At 72.5% G+C, this 15,400-nt stretch carries 12 protein-coding genes; 4 read left to right on the forward strand and 8 right to left on the reverse strand.

Annotation, left to right across the window (positions count from 1 at the left end; genetic code table 11):
* Nucleotides 1-138: 138 nt before the first annotated feature.
* Both cofD and ABZ857_RS00805 read left to right on the forward strand, forming a co-directional pair.
* Nucleotides 139-1,077: a 2-phospho-L-lactate transferase gene (cofD, locus tag ABZ857_RS00800; RefSeq protein ID WP_357035294.1), complete on the forward strand. Its 939-nt coding sequence runs from the start codon at nucleotides 139-141 to the stop codon at nucleotides 1,075-1,077.
* Nucleotides 1,078-1,108: 31 nt separating this feature from the next.
* Nucleotides 1,109-2,413, forward strand: a complete 1,305-nt coding sequence (locus ABZ857_RS00805) for a coenzyme F420-0:L-glutamate ligase (RefSeq protein ID WP_357035297.1) — start codon at nucleotides 1,109-1,111, stop codon at nucleotides 2,411-2,413.
* A 20-nt stretch (nucleotides 2,414-2,433) separates the two neighbouring features.
* On the opposite strand, the gene ABZ857_RS00810 is transcribed toward ABZ857_RS00805, so the two are convergent.
* From ABZ857_RS00810 to ABZ857_RS00820, 3 genes are all read right to left on the reverse strand, one after another.
* A complete protein-coding gene (locus ABZ857_RS00810) occupies nucleotides 2,434-4,185 on the reverse strand; it encodes a substrate-binding domain-containing protein (protein ID WP_357035300.1) in 1,752 nt (583 codons plus the stop codon).
* A 194-nt stretch (nucleotides 4,186-4,379) separates the two neighbouring features.
* Nucleotides 4,380-5,171, reverse strand: coding sequence for a carboxypeptidase-like regulatory domain-containing protein (locus ABZ857_RS00815; RefSeq protein ID WP_357035303.1), 792 nt, complete (start codon nucleotides 5,169-5,171; stop codon nucleotides 4,380-4,382).
* A 67-nt stretch (nucleotides 5,172-5,238) separates the two neighbouring features.
* Nucleotides 5,239-7,878 carry a bifunctional FO biosynthesis protein CofGH gene (locus tag ABZ857_RS00820; RefSeq protein WP_357035306.1) on the reverse strand — a complete coding sequence of 880 codons (2,640 nt, stop codon included), beginning with the start codon at nucleotides 7,876-7,878 and terminating at the stop codon, nucleotides 5,239-5,241.
* 146 nt (nucleotides 7,879-8,024) lie between these two features.
* Here ABZ857_RS00820 and ABZ857_RS00825 point away from each other — a divergent pair, with 146 nt between their 5' ends.
* Nucleotides 8,025-8,459, forward strand: coding sequence for a hypothetical protein (locus tag ABZ857_RS00825; protein WP_357035309.1), 435 nt, complete (start codon nucleotides 8,025-8,027; stop codon nucleotides 8,457-8,459).
* Here the strand turns inward: ABZ857_RS00825 and ABZ857_RS00830 are convergent.
* Together ABZ857_RS00830 and ABZ857_RS00835 are read right to left on the reverse strand one after the other, a co-directional pair.
* Nucleotides 8,444-9,538: a DNA-3-methyladenine glycosylase 2 family protein gene (locus ABZ857_RS00830; RefSeq protein ID WP_357035312.1), complete on the reverse strand. Its 1,095-nt coding sequence runs from the start codon at nucleotides 9,536-9,538 to the stop codon at nucleotides 8,444-8,446. The two genes, ABZ857_RS00825 and ABZ857_RS00830, sit on opposite strands and share 16 nt — an antisense overlap.
* A 67-nt stretch (nucleotides 9,539-9,605) precedes the next feature.
* Nucleotides 9,606-10,709, reverse strand: coding sequence for an NDP-sugar synthase (locus ABZ857_RS00835; RefSeq protein WP_357035315.1), 1,104 nt, complete (start codon nucleotides 10,707-10,709; stop codon nucleotides 9,606-9,608).
* A gap of 586 nt (nucleotides 10,710-11,295) precedes the next feature.
* Here ABZ857_RS00835 and ABZ857_RS00840 point away from each other — a divergent pair.
* Entirely contained in the window at nucleotides 11,296-12,102 is an 807-nt protein-coding gene (locus ABZ857_RS00840; protein ID WP_357035318.1) for an SAM-dependent methyltransferase, read from the forward strand.
* A gap of 154 nt (nucleotides 12,103-12,256) precedes the next feature.
* On the opposite strand, the gene ABZ857_RS00845 is transcribed toward ABZ857_RS00840, so the two are convergent.
* The 3 genes from ABZ857_RS00845 to ABZ857_RS00855 all read right to left on the reverse strand — a co-directional run bounded on the left by ABZ857_RS00845 (nucleotide 12,257) and on the right by ABZ857_RS00855 (nucleotide 15,391).
* Entirely contained in the window at nucleotides 12,257-13,384 is a 1,128-nt protein-coding gene (locus ABZ857_RS00845) for a glycosyltransferase family 1 protein (RefSeq protein WP_357035321.1), read from the reverse strand.
* A 229-nt stretch (nucleotides 13,385-13,613) separates the two neighbouring features.
* Complete coding sequence (locus tag ABZ857_RS00850) at nucleotides 13,614-14,540, reverse strand: lysylphosphatidylglycerol synthase transmembrane domain-containing protein (protein WP_357035324.1); 927 nt, start codon at nucleotides 14,538-14,540, stop codon at nucleotides 13,614-13,616.
* Nucleotides 14,537-15,391: a class I SAM-dependent methyltransferase gene (locus tag ABZ857_RS00855; protein ID WP_357035327.1), complete on the reverse strand. Its 855-nt coding sequence runs from the start codon at nucleotides 15,389-15,391 to the stop codon at nucleotides 14,537-14,539. The genes ABZ857_RS00850 and ABZ857_RS00855 overlap by 4 nt, the downstream gene beginning before the upstream one ends.
* Nucleotides 15,392-15,400: the final 9 nt, after the last annotated feature.

Genomic DNA, 15,400 nt, shown 5'->3' on the forward strand with positions numbered 1-15,400 from the left:
AGTTTTGCACATGACTGACTTAAGCGTCGGCAGACCCAAGAACCTCACAAGTCGAACACACCCTACATATGGCTGTTCATCCCGCTTCCTGGGGTGGGTGTCGGCGATCCCGCGGGCGGCCGGTGGAAGACTGGCGGCATGCGCATCGTGTCCCTCGCCGGAGGAATCGGCGGCGCCCGGTTCCTCCGAGGTCTCAAGGCGGCGGCCCCCGACTCCGAGATCACCGTGATCGGCAACACCGGCGACGACATCACCCTGTTCGGCCTGCGCGTGTGCCCTGACCTCGACACGGTCATGTACACGCTGGGCGGCGGCATCAACGAGGAACAGGGCTGGGGACGGGCCGGTGAAACGTTCACGGTCAAGGAGGAGCTCGCCGCGTACGGCATGGAACCGCAGTGGTTCGGCCTCGGCGACCGGGACTTCGCCACCCACATCATCCGCAGCCAGATGCTGGCGGCCGGTTATCCGCTCTCGCAGGTGACCGAGGCCCTGTGCGACCGGTGGCGGCCCGGGGTGCGGCTGCTGCCGATGTCGGACGACCGCACCGAGACCCACGTGGTCGTCTCCGACGAGGCCGGCAGGAGGGCCATCCACTTCCAGGAGTGGTGGGTGCGGCTGCGCGCCTCCGTGCCGGCCGAGCAGATCGTGCTCGTCGGCGCGGACGAGGCCCGTCCCGCGCCCGGCGTGCTCGACGCCATCGCGGCGGCGGACGTCGTCATCCTCCCGCCGTCGAACCCGGTCGTCAGCATCGGCACGATCCTCCAGATCCCGGGCATCCGGGCGGCCCTGGAGGACAAGACGGTCGTCGGCGTCTCCCCCATCATCGGCGGCGCGCCGGTGCGCGGCATGGCCGACGCCTGCCTGACGGCGATCGGCGTGGAGACGAGCGCCCAGGCCGTCCTGGAGCTGTACGGCTCCGCGCTGCTCGACGGCTGGCTCGTGGCCGAGGAGGACAAGGGCGTGGCGCTCGACGGCGTGGTGGTGGAGGCCCGCCCGCTCCTGATGAGCGACCCCGAGGCCACGAGGGACATCGCCGCCGCGGCCCTCGCCCTGGCCGGATCCCTCAGGTCCTGAACCGATGCCGGAACGGATGTCAGAGGAACACATGCCCCAGATCACAGTCACCGGCGTGCCCGGCCTGCCCGAGGTGCGGCCCGGCGACGACATCGCCCTGCTCGTGGCGCAGGCCGCGCCCGGCCTGGAGGACGGCGACATCCTGGTCGTGACCTCCAAGATCGTGAGCAAGGCCGAAGGCCGCGTCCGGCAGAGCGGCAGCGGTACAACACAGGACAGCAGCCGTACGGCCGCGATCGAGGAGGAGACCGAGCGCGTGGTCGCGCGGCGCGGCGACACGGTCATCGCGCAGACGCGGCACGGCTTCGTGATGGCCGCGGCCGGCGTCGACGCCTCCAACACCTCCCCCGGCACCGTGCTGCTGCTGCCGGAGGACCCGGACGCCTCGGCGGGCCGGATCCGCCGGGGGCTGCGCGAGCGGCTCGGCGTGCGGGTCGGAGTGATCGTCTCCGACACCTTCGGCCGGCCCTGGCGGCACGGCCTGACCGACGTCGCCGTCGGCGCGGCCGGCGTGCGGCCGCTTGAGGACCTGCGCGGCGGCACCGACGGCTACGGCAACCCGCTCAACGCCACCGTCACGGCGCTGGCCGACGAGATCGCGGCGGCGGGCGACCTGGCGAAGGGCAAGCTGTCCGGCGTGCCGGTGGCCGTCGTCCGCGGGCTGGGCGACCTGGTGACCGACGAGGACGGCCCGGGCGGGCGGGTCCTCGTCCGCCCCGCCGACGAGGACATGTTCCGGTACGGCTCGGCCGACGTCGTCTTCGCCCGCCGCACGATCCGCGAGTTCTCCGCCGCCGAGGTGGACCCGGCGGCCGTACGGCGGGCCGTGGCCGCCGCCGTCGCCGCCCCCGCCCCGCACCACACCACGCCATGGCGGTTCGTGCTGCTGGAGACCCCGCGGGCGCGTACGGAACTGCTCGACGCGATGCGGGACGCCTGGATCGAGGACCTGCGCTCCGACGGCTTCTCCGAGGAGTCGATCGCCCGGCGGATCCGGCGCGGCGACGTGCTGCGGAACGCGCCCTACCTGGCGGTTCCCTGCCTGGTGATGGACGGCTCGCACACCTACAGGGACGAGCGCAGGAACGCCGCCGAGCGGGAGATGTTCGTGGTGGCCACCGGCGCCGGCGTGCAGAACTTCCTGGTCCAGCTCGCCGTGCAGGGGCTGGGCTCGGCGTGGGTGTCGTCCACGATGTTCTGCCGCGACGTGGTGCGCAAGGTGCTCGATCTGCCGCAGAACTGGGATCCCATGGGCGCCGTGGCCATCGGCCACCCCGCCGCGCCGCCGAAGGACCGGCCGCCGCGCGACCCGGCGGACTTCTATGTCACGAGGTGACCGTCACTTCTGCGTGCACGTCACTTCTGGGTGCATGTGGGGTGGCACAGCCGCCGGGCCAGGGCCGACAGGAACACGTCGATGATCTGGCCCGGTTCCTGCGCCACGTAGAGCTGCCCGTTGGTGGCCGAGACGATCTCGTCGAGCGCCGGCCGGTCGGCGGCCTTGCCGAACGCGACCACGATGATCTGCACTGGCTTGTCGGGGTCCCACTCCTCGCGCAGCTTGTCTACGAGCTCGCGCCGCGACACGCCCTTCCCGTCGTCCACACCCGCCGTCAGCACCAGCAGGGCGTTGCTCATCAGCGGGTCGTAGCCCTTCGACACCGACCGGAAGCCCGCGTCGATCGCGTCGTACAGCGAGCTGCTCCGGTCGCCGAACGCCTTGATGCCGTCGGCCACCCGGAACAGGGCGGTCCTGCGGATCTCCTCCTGACCGTCGTCGGGCCTGGTGATCGGGCCGAGGCCGATCAGCTCGCGGTGGTCCGCGCCGTCCTTCAGATCGCGGGCGAACTCCCACAGGCCCATGTGGGTCTCGTTCGGGAACAGCTGCAGGCCGAGCTTGGCCGCCTCGACCGCGACGTCGAGCCGGGTCTTGCCGCCCGCTTTCACCGGTTCGGCGTTCTCCTTCGACACGTCGGCCAGCACGAGGATCCGGCTCGGCGGGGCCAGCCTGCTCCACGCCTCCAGCGCCTCGTCGATCACCTCGGCCGTGATCGACGGCCGCGGGCGCGGCAGCTCGGTCGAGATGCCCACACCGCTGTCGAACGGCGGCTGCCCGTCGGCCCCGCGGAACCCGGCCTTCCGTACGGCCTCCTGCGTGGCCGCCGACCGCAGCCACGCCGCGAACAGCCGCGAGGCCGCCGCCCGGTCGGGGTCCGCGGCCGTCACGACGTACGGGTAGTCGAGGTTGATCGTGCCCTCCTTGGGCTGGAGGGCGGCCACGGGCTCGGCGCCGCTCTCCCGGTTGTGCGCCCACACCGACTGCTCGGGGACGATCACCACGGGACGCGACCAGAAGCCCGGGGCGTCGACCGCGCCGAGCATGCTGCGGTAGTCGGGGGCCGACCCCGCCTGCGCCATCCGCACGAACGCCGTGAGGTCGCGGTCGGCCTTCTCACCCGTGCCGACGATGTCGCGGGCCGCCGCGACGGTCGCGATCCCCGCCCCCGACACCGAGGGATCGGGGATGCGCACGATGTCGGGCTCGCGCTCGGTGGGCTGGAGGCGCCCCCGCACGGTGGCGGGGAAGACCATGTCCCAGCTCATGGCCGTCCCTCCGGCGGCGAACCGCTCGGCGAGCGAGCGGCGCGTGGCGAAGACGAGCGGGGACGTCGCGACGACGGTCTCGTCGGCGGCGATGTCCTGCCCGCCCTGCTTGCGGGCGAGCCGCACCCACACGGAGGAGTCGGCGATCCATCCGTCCGGGCGGTCGGGCAGGACGCCGGCCCGGTCCCCGATCAACGTGCGGAGCACCGGCGCCGGAGGCTGCTCGGCCACCTGGACCTGGACGCACCGGCCCTCCACCCCCGCGCCGGAGGCGTTGAACCGCTCGGCCGCGTCCATGACCGGCGGCGCGACGTCCACGGCCGCCGCGACGCTCACGAGAACGGGATCGCGGGCGGAACACGTTCCTGTCGAGCGCGTGACGAAGAGGACGGCCCCCGCCGCGACGATCGCCGCCGCCGCCAGGACCGCGACCACGCCCTTCCACCTGGCCTGCCTGCGCCGCCGCTCGACGGCGAAGGCGGCGCGGTGACGACCGGAGGGCACGGTGCGGGTCCTCCCCAGTAGTTCTCATGGCTCTCGTGGCCGATGCTCCGCGGCGCCGCACCCGTTCGGGGAACGGTCACCATGCGCAGCCGAGTGTGACGATTCTGCCCATCCCACCCGCGCCTCGCGCAAGAGCGAAATAGAACTTGTTATATACACCGCGTCCAATTAAGACCGCCGCCGGCCCGTCCGCATCACCCCTGTGGGAGCCCGAGCTCCAACTCGATCCAGTAGACGCCGGTCATGACAGGGGTGAAATCGGCGACGACCTCCTCCGCGTAGTCGCCGCCGTCGCGGAGCTTCACCCCGAGAGAGCGGCCCTCGTAGTCCGCCGTGATCCGGTAGCGGCCGATGGGCACGTCCTCCAGGCCCGAGCCGTCCCCGTTCCGGGTCGCCCGTCGCACGATCCGGGTTCCCTTGGAGCCGTCGATCAGCGGGCCGTCCGGGGTGAGGGTGAGCCGCACCTTCTCGTCATCCAGGAAGGCGCCCGCGTTGAGCTGGTCGTTCAGGTCGAGGCGGAACAGCACCTTGCCCCCGTAGAAGCCGAGACCGTCGGGCTTCTTCCCCGAGAGTTTCCAGGTGAAGTTCCTGATCGCGCCGCTCGGCCCGGCGAACGGCGCGTCGTCGTCGGGCGCCAGGCTCAGGGTGTACTCCTGGCCGTTGTATCGCCTGGTCACCGTCCCTGTGGCGTGGAAGGTCACCCCGATGTTGGTGGCGACGCGGTAGAGGCCGTCGCCGTCGGTCCGCACGACCTCGTTGCTGTCGTAGAGCACCTGATTGTCGGCGACGATCTCGGCCCCCTCGATGGGCCTGCCCTGCGCGTCGACCACCCGCCCCTTCAGCACGCCGGGTTCGACCTCCCCGGGCTCCCCGCCCCGCACGGACCGTTCCTCGCGCACCGAACCGCTCACCTGGCCTTCCTCCAAGATGCCGCATCCGCTCAGCACCGCCGTCAGCAGGACGCCGAGCGCCACTCGTCTCTCCATGCCGACGGACGTTAAGGTCATGATCTTGCAGTCGGCTTGGAAGCGACGCGCGGCGCGGCAGGCGGGGCTACCCGATCGGCTGCCGCCCGGTCTGGGGCGTCTCGAGGAACCGGACACGGCGGACCGACTGGCACACCCCGTCGCTGCGCCGGGCCGCCTCGGCGCGTTCCTCGCTCGGCCGGCCGTACGACGTGGTGCGCTGGCGCAGGGGGCGGCCGGTCGGCGCGACCATGGCCGCGATCTCGCTGATCGTCTTGTAGGAGCCGTTCTCCGAGCCGGCCATCCGGCTGATCGTCTCCTCCATGAGCGTGCCGCCGAGGTCGTTCACGCCTCCGGCGAGCACGTCCCGGCACAGGTCGTCGCGCAGCTTGACCCAGGAGCACTGGATGTTGCGGATCGCGCCGTGCAGCATGATCCGCGCCAGCGCGTGGACGGCCCGGTTCTCCCGCGCGGTCGGCCCCGGCCGGGCGATGCCCGCCAGGTAGATCGGGGCGCTGTGGTGCACGAACGGCAGCAGCACGAACTCGCTGAACCCGCCCGTCTCCTCCTGGATCGACCGGATCAGCCGGATGTGGCGCACCCAGTGCTCGTGGGTGTCCACGTGGCCGTACATCATGGTCGAGGTCGTCGGGATGCCGACCCGGTGGGCGGTGGTGACGACCTCGATCCACTCCCGAGCGGGCAGCTTGCCCTTGGTCAGCACCCACCGCACGTCGTCGTCGAGGATCTCGGCGGCCGTGCCGGGCAGCGAGTCGACCCCCGCCTCCCGCGCCGCGTGCAGCCACTCCTCGACGGACAGGTTCGTACGGCTCGCGCCGTTGACGACCTCCATCGGCGAGAACGCGTGGACGTGGATCTCGGGGCAGCGTTCCTTGACGGCCCTGGCGATGTCGAAGTAGGCGGTGCCGGGCAGGTCGGGGTGGATGCCGCCCTGCATGCACACCTCGGTCGCCCCGGCCTGCCACGCCTCCTGCGCCCGGTCGGCCACCTCGCTCAGCGACAGCGTGTAGGCGTCGGCGTCGGTGCGCCGCTGGGCGAACGCGCAGAAACGGCAGCCTGTGTAGCAGACGTTGGTGAAGTTGACGTTCCGGTTGACGACATAGGTGACGTCGTCGCCCACCGCCTCACGGCGCAGCCCGTCGGCGATCCGGCACAGCTCGTCCAGGCCGGCGTCGTCGGCGCCCGCCCCCGACTGGTCCCCGGCGAGGTCGAGCAGCGTCAGCGCCTGCTCGTCGGTCAGCCGTGCCGGGTCCGCCTCGGCCTGCCGCAGCGCCTCCCGCACGTCCGCCCTGACCGCCCGGCTCCGAGCGCTGGGCAGGCGCTCGCGCAGGGCGTCCCAGTCGCCGTAGACGCTGTCGAAGTCGGCGCGGCGGTCGCCCGTCCGGCCCTCGGTGTCGACGGCGGTGTGCAGGTCGGCCCGTCCGCCGGTCGCGAGCCCGCCCAGGCCGCCGTCCGGCTCCTGCCAGGGACGACCGCGAAGCACCGCGTCCTCCCGGGCGAGCCCGGTGGCGGGGTCGGCCAGCGCCGCGACGTGCTCGGCGAGCCGGGGATCGAGCCACGGCTCCCCCGCGAGCACATACTCGGGATAGATCGTGAGGCGCTCGCGCAGCGTGAACCCGGCGGCGGCGGTGCGGGCCGCGAGGTCGTCGATCTGGGGCCACGGGCGCTCGGGGTTGACGTGGTCGGGCGTGAGCGGGGACACCCCGCCCCAGTCGTCGATGCCCGCCCGCAGCATCAGCGCGTACTCCTCGCCGATCAGGTTGGGCGGCGCCTGCACGCGGACCTTCGGGCCGAGCACGAGCCGCGTCACCGCGATCGTCGCGGCCAGCTCGTGCAGGTCGGCGTCGGGCATCCCGCGCATGGCCGTGTCGGGCTTGGCGCGGAAGTTCTGGACGATGACCTCCTGGATGCCGCCGTACTCCCTGGCCACCCGGCGGATCGCGAAGATCGACTCCGCCCGTTCCTCGATCGTCTCGCCGATGCCGATCAGCAGGCCCGTCGTGAACGGCACGCTGGAGCGGCCGGCGTCCTCCAGCACGCGCAGCCGTACGTCCGGGTCCTTGTCGGGAGAGCCGTAGTGGGCCTCGCCCTTCTCGGTGAACAGCCGCCGTGAGGTGGTCTCCAGCATCATGCCCATCGAGGGCGCGACCGGCTTGAGCCGCTGCAGGTCCTTCCAGGTCAGCACGCCGGGGTTGAGGTGGGGCAGCAACCCCGTCTCCTCCAGCACCCGGATCGCCATCGCCCTGACGTACGACAGCGTGTCGTCGTACCCGTGGGCGTCGAGCCACTCGCGCGCCTGGTGCCACCGGTCCTCCGGCCGGTCGCCGAGCGTGAACAGCGCCTCCTTGCAGCCCATCGCCGCGCCCTGGCGAGCGATCTCCAGCACCTCGTCCGGGGACAGGAAGGCGCTGGGCAGCTTGTGCGGCGCGGTGGCGAACGTGCAGTAGCCGCACCTGTCCCGGCACAGCCGGGTCAGCGGGATGAACACCTTGCGGCTGTAGGTGACGACGCCGGGCCGTCCTGCGGCCTCCAGCCCCGCGTCCCTGACCCGCGAGGCGTGCGCGAGCAGGGCGTCCAGGTCGTCGCCGCGGGCGCGCAGCAGGATCGCCGCCTCGGCGACATCGAGGGTCTTGCCGTCCCTTGCCCGGGCGAGTGCCCGGCGGGTGCCGCTGTCGGAGCTGACGTTCGGGGGTCGCTTCGCCGTCATACGCCGCACCCTATGAGGCGTGGGTCCGTCCGGCGCACCCAGCCCCCGGCCGCACGTACGGGAGAAGTCATGGTGTACGCCCGCCGGGGAGTTTGCGGCCGGAGGGTATGAGCGGTGGGGCGAATTCGATGAACGGGGGGAAATCGATGGCTGTTATCGGGGCGAATGAGGCGTTGTGTCTGGTCTCAGAGGTCCGGTCGCTGGCCGTCGCGACGCTCGTCATCGCGTTGTCGGTCCTGCCGGCGGCCGAGGCGGTCGCCGCGCCCTACGCCGGGCACGGCGGCGGATCGGGCAAGGGACACGCCAGGCAGGTCACGGACGGCCGCAACACGGCCAACACGCCCGCCATCGCCAGCGCCCCCCGGCAGGTGTCCACGGGCAGGCGCAACGTGAACGCCCCCGCCGCCAACAACGGCGTCGCGTCCGCCGGCCTCCAGCAGGAGACGAGCGTCGGCGTCTTCACCAACACCCTCAGCGGCACGTGCCACGCGGGGGTCGAGCACTGCGGGATCAACCAGGACCTGAAGACCCGCGAGGCAGGTGGCGCGCGGCACGCCGGACGCGGTCAGAAGGCCCGGTAGTCGCGCGGGGCCATGCGCGGGCCGCGCGCCGGCGGCCTGACGCCGCTGAGCTCGATCAGCCTGACCACGCGGTGGCGGTGCCCCCGGAACGGCTCGAGCAGGTCGAGCATGCCGTCGTCGTCGGTCTTCCGCCCGGTCAGTGCGTAGCCGACGATCCCCGGCAGGTGGAAGTCGCCCACGCTCGGGGCGTCCGGGTCGCCGTGGGCCCGCTGGCGCACCTCGGCGGAGGTCCACACGCCGATTCCCGGCAGCGCCCGCAGCAGGCGGTCCGCCTCCGCCGGCGCCTCCACGGTGCGCTCCAACTTCCCGGCGTGCGGGGCCGCGTTGACGATCGTCCTGGCCCGTACGGCCTCCGCGCCCGCCCGGTGCCAGTCCCACGACGGGATCGCCCGCCACACCTCCGGCGGCGGGATCACGTACATGCCCTCGGGGGCCGGGCCGGGGGCCGGCTCGCCGTACCGGCGCATGAGGAACCGCCAGGCCCGCCATGCCTCCCTGCCGACCACCTTCTGCTCCAGCACGGCGGGCGCGAGGGCCTCGAAGACCCGCAGGGAGCGCCCGATCCGCAGCCCGGCGGCACGCCCGGCCAGGCCCGCGACGAACGCGGCGGCGCGGGCCTGCGAAGGGCCGCCCGAGCGGGTGAGCCGCGCGAGCATCGCGGCGAAGCCCGCCACGTCGTCGTCGGCGCCCAGCAGCGACGGGAGTGTCTCCAACAGCCAGTCCGCCCCCGGCCCCCACGCCTGCCCGAGGACCTCTCCGCGGCTCGCCGTCACGCGCAGGGTGCCGGGCCCTTCGGGAGTGCGCGAGGTGCGCCAGATCGCCCCGTCCGGGGTACGCCGCCAGGCCGGGTCGCCTCCCCCGCGCCGGTGCGGGGACAGCGTCAGCGCGACGTCGAGCGGCGCGGCCGGCCGCCAGCGCCGCTCACGGACGGCCGCCCCGGAAGCGGCGGGAACGGCACCGGCCCGAACAGCGCCGACGGGCACGGTCTCCGCAGGCACGGTCTCCGCGGGCACGGTATCGGCGGGCACGCTCTCGGCCGGAGCGGACAGGCCGCCGAACGCGGCGGATGGACCAGGCATCGGGCTCCCCTCCCCCTGCCCAGTCTGCCGCTCACCCCGCGGTGCGGTGGAAGCCGTACGGACCATCTCAGACGTCGCTGGAGAAGCGGACCGCGCACTCGGGCAGATTCACCCCCGGCCAGACGCGCATACCGGAGGTGAGCTCGTTGCCGGGGCCGATGAGCGCGCCGTCGCCGACCACGACCTCGCGCAGCACGGCGCCGGAGGCGACGCGGGCGCCGACGCCGACGACCGAGTCCACGACGGTCGCGCCGGACGCGACGTGGCAGCCCTCGGACAGCACGCTGCCGCGTACGCTCGCGCCGGCCTCGACCGTGGCCCGGGCACCGACGACCGTGCCCCCCGTGACCTTGGCCTCGGGCGACACGACGGCCCCGTCCAGCAGGAGGCGCTCACCCACAGGACCCGGCAGCGCGGGCGAGCCGAGCTTGCCCAGCACCAGGTCGGCCGAGCCCCGCACGAACGCCGCCGGCGTGCCCACGTCCAGCCAGTACGACGCGTCGGCGTAGCCCAGCACCAGCTCACCGGCCGCGATCAGCCCGGGGAAGGTCTCCCGCTCCACCGACACCACCCGGCCCTCGGGAATCGTGTCGATGACCGAGCGCTGGAACACGTAGCAGCCGGCGTTGATCCGGTTCGTCACGGGGTTGGGCGTCTTCTCCAGGAAGGCGCTGACCCGGCCGTCGTCGTCGGTCGGCACGCAGCCGAACCGCGACGGGTCGTCCACCTCCGTGAGGTGGAGGGTCACCGCGGCCCCTCGTGAAACGTGCAGGTCCACCTGCGCCGCGATGTCGTGACCCGACAGGATGTCGCCGTTCAGCACGAGCACCGGCGCCTCGGGCGGACAGGTCAGCGCCCGCGCGGCGTTGCGGATCGCGCCGCCCGTGCCGAGCGGGGTGTCCTCGGTCATGTAGACGATCTCCAGGCCGAAGCCCGCCCCGTCGCCGAACGCCTCGCCGAACATCGAGGCCCGGTAGGACGTCGCGAAGACCACCCGGCGCACCCCGTACGCCCGCGCCTTGGCCAGCTGATGCGCGAGGAAGGGCACCCCCGCCGTCGGAAGCAGCGGCTTGGGCGTGCTGAGCGTCAGCGGTCGCAGACGCGTGCCCTGCCCGCCCACGAGAAGGATCGCCTCAAGACCGTCCGGCGACCGCACAGAACTCTCCCTCACAGCCGCGAGGGTAGCTTAGCCAGGCCCTCCGCATGGCGCGCCGCCACAGACCGCTGTCTGGATATCTCATGACAGACGCGGATCTCCATACACGAACCCGCGAACCGGGCAGCGCGAGAGGCTCGAAACGGACTCCCGAAAATAGGGCCGCCACGTTTCCGCCCGTCGGCCATAGCGCAAAGACCTGGAGGTCCGGCGAGGACTTTTCTCCCAGACAGGACAGCTTCGCACCTATCTAATCGGACATGTAGGCCCAGCCCGCGATCAGTACGGCGTCGCCGGTCGCGGTCGCGACTGCGGGCCGCGCCCGGGCCGGAGGCGGGTCGCCGAGGCATTCCGGCCCGATCGCATGATCGGCTATGGGACCGGCGGCCTTTCCCGAGCCATCGTCCGGAAGGCCGCCGCGCCCGGCTGTGTGCCGGTGGTCGCGCCGTCCAGCGGCGTCACCAAGCGGCACCACAGTGAAGTATCACAAACTGGAGAAATAGCCGCATTTGCGGCGGTTTTCCCATCGTGCGGCGCGTTGATCATTTAGATTGGGAGTCGCATGTCAACAGTGTCCCGTGATGTCGATGAGGAGGATTTGATGAGTGAGGACGCCCTGATTGACCAGATATCGGCGCGTATCAACACCTCTGTTCCGCATTCGGCCCGGGTTTGGGACTACTGGCTGGGCGGCAAGGACAACTTCGCCCCCGACCGCGCGGTAGGGGACGAGATCGTGAAGGTCATGCCGGACCTGCCGGTCAACGCGCGGGCCGAGCGGGAGTTCATCGGCCGCGTCGTGCGCCATCTGGCCGGCGAGGCCGGGATCGACCAGTTCCTGGACGTGGGCACCGGCATCCCCACGGCCGACAACACCCACGAGGTGGCGCAGCGCGTCAACCCCAGGGCGCGCATCGTCTACGTCGACAACGATCCCATCGTGCTGGTTCACGCTCACGCGCTGCTGCGCAGCACGCCCGAGGGGGTCACCGACTATCTCGACGCCGACCTGCGCGACCCCGCGCCCATCCTGCGGCAGGCCGCGCGGACGCTGGACTTCTCGCGCCCGATCGCGTTGATGCTCATGGGCGTGCTGGAGTTCGTGCCCGACGCCGATCAGGCGCATGCGGCGGTGAGCACGCTGCTGGAGGCACTGCCCCCGGGCAGCTACCTCGCGATCGCGCACAGCGTTCGCAGCCCCTCGATGGACGAGGCCGCCGCCAAATGGAACGCCAGCAGCGCCAGCCCCCTCACCCTGCGCACGCCGAAGGAACTGGAGGAGTTTTTCAACGGCCTGGAGTTGCTGCCGCCGGGGTTGGTGTCATTGCCGAAGTGGCGGCCCGAATCCGGCACGAGCTTCCGTCACCGTGAGGTGTTCCAGTACGGCGGCGTGGGCCGCAAACCGTAGGCCCCCCGCCCGCGGGGCACACCATCGGCAGGAACCCCGGCTTGAGGAGTGTCCACGAACCTCGGCCGGGTCGGTCACTGCGCCGGAAGGGACCTCCGGCCCTCCCGAAGCCCGCTCCGCTCCCTCCACCCGCTGAACGTTGGTGGACAGCGCACTAGCCTTCGACGGCCCGTTGGTAGGCGAGCAGATGGGCCTCGGCCGAATGCCGCCAGGTGAACTCGCGCGACCGGGTGACCCCCGCCTGTGCCAGCGACTCGCGGCGCTCCGGCGACTCCAGCAGGGCCCGCAGCGCCCTCCCGATGCTGTCGGCGTCGGGCTCGGTGTAGGCGACGGCGTCGCCGCCCACCTCGGGCAGCGAGGCGCGGTGCGTGGTCAGCACGGGCGCCCCGCAGGCCATCGCCTCCAGCACCGGCAGGCCGAACCCCTCGCACCGCGACGGGGAGGCGACCACGAGCGCACCGCCGAGGAAGCCCGGCAGATCGGCGAAGGGCAGGAAGCCGGGACGCACGACCTTCACCCGCGGCGGCAGCGCGGCTATGGCGGCGTCGACCTCCTCGTCCCACGCCGGGCCGCCCGCCAGCACCAGCGCGGGCGGCGCGGACAGGTGCCCGACCGCCCGGCCGAACCCGGTCACCAGGCTCGGCACGTTCTTGCGCGGCTCCAGCGCGCCCAGATAGGCGACGTAGGGCCGGCCGTGCAGGCCGATGCGCCCGGCCACCCGGCGTACGTCCTCAAGCGTGGGCGGATGGAACAACGTGGGGTCCACCCCGTGATAGGCGACGTCGATCCGGGTGGGGTCGGCGTCCAGCACCCGGACCAGTTCGTCCATGGTGGCCTTCGACGGCACGATCACCCTGTTGGCGTGGCGTACGGCGGTGCGGGTGGCCGACCGGAAGAACGACGCCCTGACGGGGTCGTGCTGGTCGGGGTCGGTGAAGGAGGTCACGTCGTGGACCGTGGCCACCGTGGGCAGGCCCGAGCCCAGCGGGATCGAGTAGTAGGGGGCGTGGATCACCTGGGCGCCGGCGTGCCGGGCCAGGACCGGCAGCCCGGTCTGCTCCCAGGCCAGCCGTTTGTTCCGGTTGGTGATCGCGGGCGGTCCTGAGAGGATCCGCGCCGAGGGGGCCAGCGCCGCGTACCGCTCGGCGTCCGCGCGCTGGCAGACCAGCGCCATGTCGGCGCCCGCCTCGTGCAGGGCCGCGACCAGTCCATCGACATACCTGATCAGGGCGCCGCGATCGGCGGGGACCGCGGCGGCGTCGACGAGCACCCGGGGTGTCAAGTGAATCGCTCCCCTCACTGGGCCCGCACAAGGCCGGGAGGATCACTCCCCGCCCGCGCGGTCCCGCTGGTTCCGGCGGTGTTCCGGCAGGGCCAGGGGCCCACGCCACGAACTGACGCCTTCCCCCGCATCCCTCCCTGTCACTCTATTTCCGGCGTCCCCCGAAACGTGAGTGATATCACTTGAGGATCATCTCTCAGCGTGGGCGACCCGCGCCGATTCCACGGATTCAGGCCCGTGCTACGGGTTCCTCCCGCGTACGGACCGCGCGCCGGGAGGCCAGACCGGCGACGCCGGCGCACACCAGGTCGCCGACGGACACGATGAGCCGGGAGCACAGCACCGCCGCGGTGGCCGCGGGCCGGTCGAGCACCGGGGCGAGCGCGGCCACCATCGCGACCTCCCGCACGCCCACGCCGGCCGGAGCCACCACGAACACGAATCCCAGGCACCAGGCGAGCGCGAACGCGCCGAAGCTCAGGATCACGGCCGAGGGCCCACTCGCACCGAGGCCGTGCACGATCAGCGCGAGGTGCACACCGTAGGCCGCCCAGCCCGCCAGAGCCCAGCCGCAGGCGACGAGCACGCCGCGCCGGGTGAGTGGCCGTTCGAGCGGCGGGCGGCGCAGTTTGCGCAGCCCGAACGCGATGACGCCGTTGACCACCTTCGGATGCAGGGCGACGGCGGCCACGGGCACGAGCAGCAGCAGCCAGGCGAATCTGGCGACCGACTGCCCGGCGAGCACCGGCAGCGTGACGACGGCCACCAGCAGGCCGGTGCCGAGGTAGATCGGGTACGTCAGGAAGAAGGCGGCGGCGCTGCGCGGCCGGGGGATGCCGTGGTCACGGCCCATCTCCATCTGCGCGAGCATCGGCCACACCGACCCGGGGATGTACTTGCCGAGCTGCCCCACAAAAAAGATCTTGGACGCGTCGGTGAACGCCAGCGGGGAGCCCAGGTCGGTCAGCAACGCCCGCCACATCAGCATTCCAGCGAGCAGCGCGCCGAGCACCGCCACCAGCGAGCCGGCGAGCTCCGCCCACGACAACCGGGCGAAGCCGTCCGCCACGGCGGTCCACTGGCTCGCCACCGCCCAGACACCGAACCCGAGCGCCACGAGCAGGAACAGCGCGCGCAGGGCCTTGCGGCGGCTCATCTGGACGTACGGACCGGCTCGGGGGCCTGCGGGAGCGGCGCGCCGAGGGGGCGGCGGGGCGTCTTGGTGGCGACCCACAGGTAGGTGGGAACGACCGGCAGCAGCGCCCGCAGGGCCGGGCGCGGGGTCCGCTCCAGCGTGGCCTTGGCGGCGCGGCCGACGGCGCCGGGGAACAGCTCGCCTCCGGCGAACCGCTCGGGCGCGGCCAGCACCGGGAACGTGTAGTCCCACACGTGGAAGTCCGCCAGCATCCGCCGCAGCCCGGGGCGGGTGCGGAAGCGCTCGTAGTAGTGGTCGGCCCGGCCGAACGCCCGCACGTAGCGGTCGGCCGCGGCGGGCGGCAGGTAGGACAGGAAGGGCAGCTTGTAGTGCGGCTCCATGACGCCGAGCCGGTTGCCCAGGCCCAGGTAGAGCACGCCGTCGTCGGACAGCACCCGGTGCATGTCGGCGATCACGGCGTCGGGGTCCACCACGTGCTCGTAGATGTGGTTGAAGACCAGCACGTCGATCGAGCCGTCCGGGAACGGCAGCCGGGAGCCGTCCGCGCAGACGAACCCGACCCGCCCGCCGAACCGGTCGGACGCCCTGCGCAGGCCCGGGACGTCGATGTCGAGCCCGAGCGTGCGGCGCGCGCCCGCGGCGGCGAGCTCGTCGGCGATGAACCCGGCCGAGCACCCGACGTCGCCGACCGTCAGCCCCGCCAACGCCTCGCCGGGCTTGGCCGCGTCCCTGCCCAGGAAGTGCGCGAGCACGGCGATGATCTTCGCGGCCTTGCGCCTGCGCTTGTCCTCGTCGAGCATCGCGGCCTGGAACTCGGAGTATTCCAGCTGGGCCGCGCGTTCCCCGCTCACCGTCGGCCT

The sequence above is a fragment of the Microbispora sp. NPDC046933 genome (assembly GCF_040644635.1).
Classification (GTDB): Bacteria; Actinomycetota; Actinomycetes; order Streptosporangiales; family Streptosporangiaceae; genus Microbispora.

What these genes read in the sequence shown, in the direction of transcription:
- cofD (WP_357035294.1), top strand. Translation starts at nt 139, where the DNA reads ATGCGCATCGTGTCCCTCGCCGGAGGAATCGGCGGCGCCCGGTTCCTC.
- ABZ857_RS00805 (WP_357035297.1), top strand. Translation starts at nt 1,109, where the DNA reads ATGCCCCAGATCACAGTCACCGGCGTGCCCGGCCTGCCCGAGGTGCGG.
- ABZ857_RS00815 (WP_357035303.1), bottom strand. Translation starts at nt 5,171, where the DNA reads ATGGAGAGACGAGTGGCGCTCGGCGTCCTGCTGACGGCGGTGCTGAGC.
- ABZ857_RS00820 (WP_357035306.1), bottom strand. Translation starts at nt 7,878, where the DNA reads ATGACGGCGAAGCGACCCCCGAACGTCAGCTCCGACAGCGGCACCCGC.
- ABZ857_RS00825 (WP_357035309.1), top strand. Translation starts at nt 8,025, where the DNA reads ATGGCTGTTATCGGGGCGAATGAGGCGTTGTGTCTGGTCTCAGAGGTC.
- ABZ857_RS00830 (WP_357035312.1), bottom strand. Translation starts at nt 9,538, where the DNA reads ATGCCTGGTCCATCCGCCGCGTTCGGCGGCCTGTCCGCTCCGGCCGAG.
- ABZ857_RS00840 (WP_357035318.1), top strand. Translation starts at nt 11,296, where the DNA reads ATGAGTGAGGACGCCCTGATTGACCAGATATCGGCGCGTATCAACACC.
- ABZ857_RS00850 (WP_357035324.1), bottom strand. Translation starts at nt 14,540, where the DNA reads ATGAGCCGCCGCAAGGCCCTGCGCGCGCTGTTCCTGCTCGTGGCGCTC.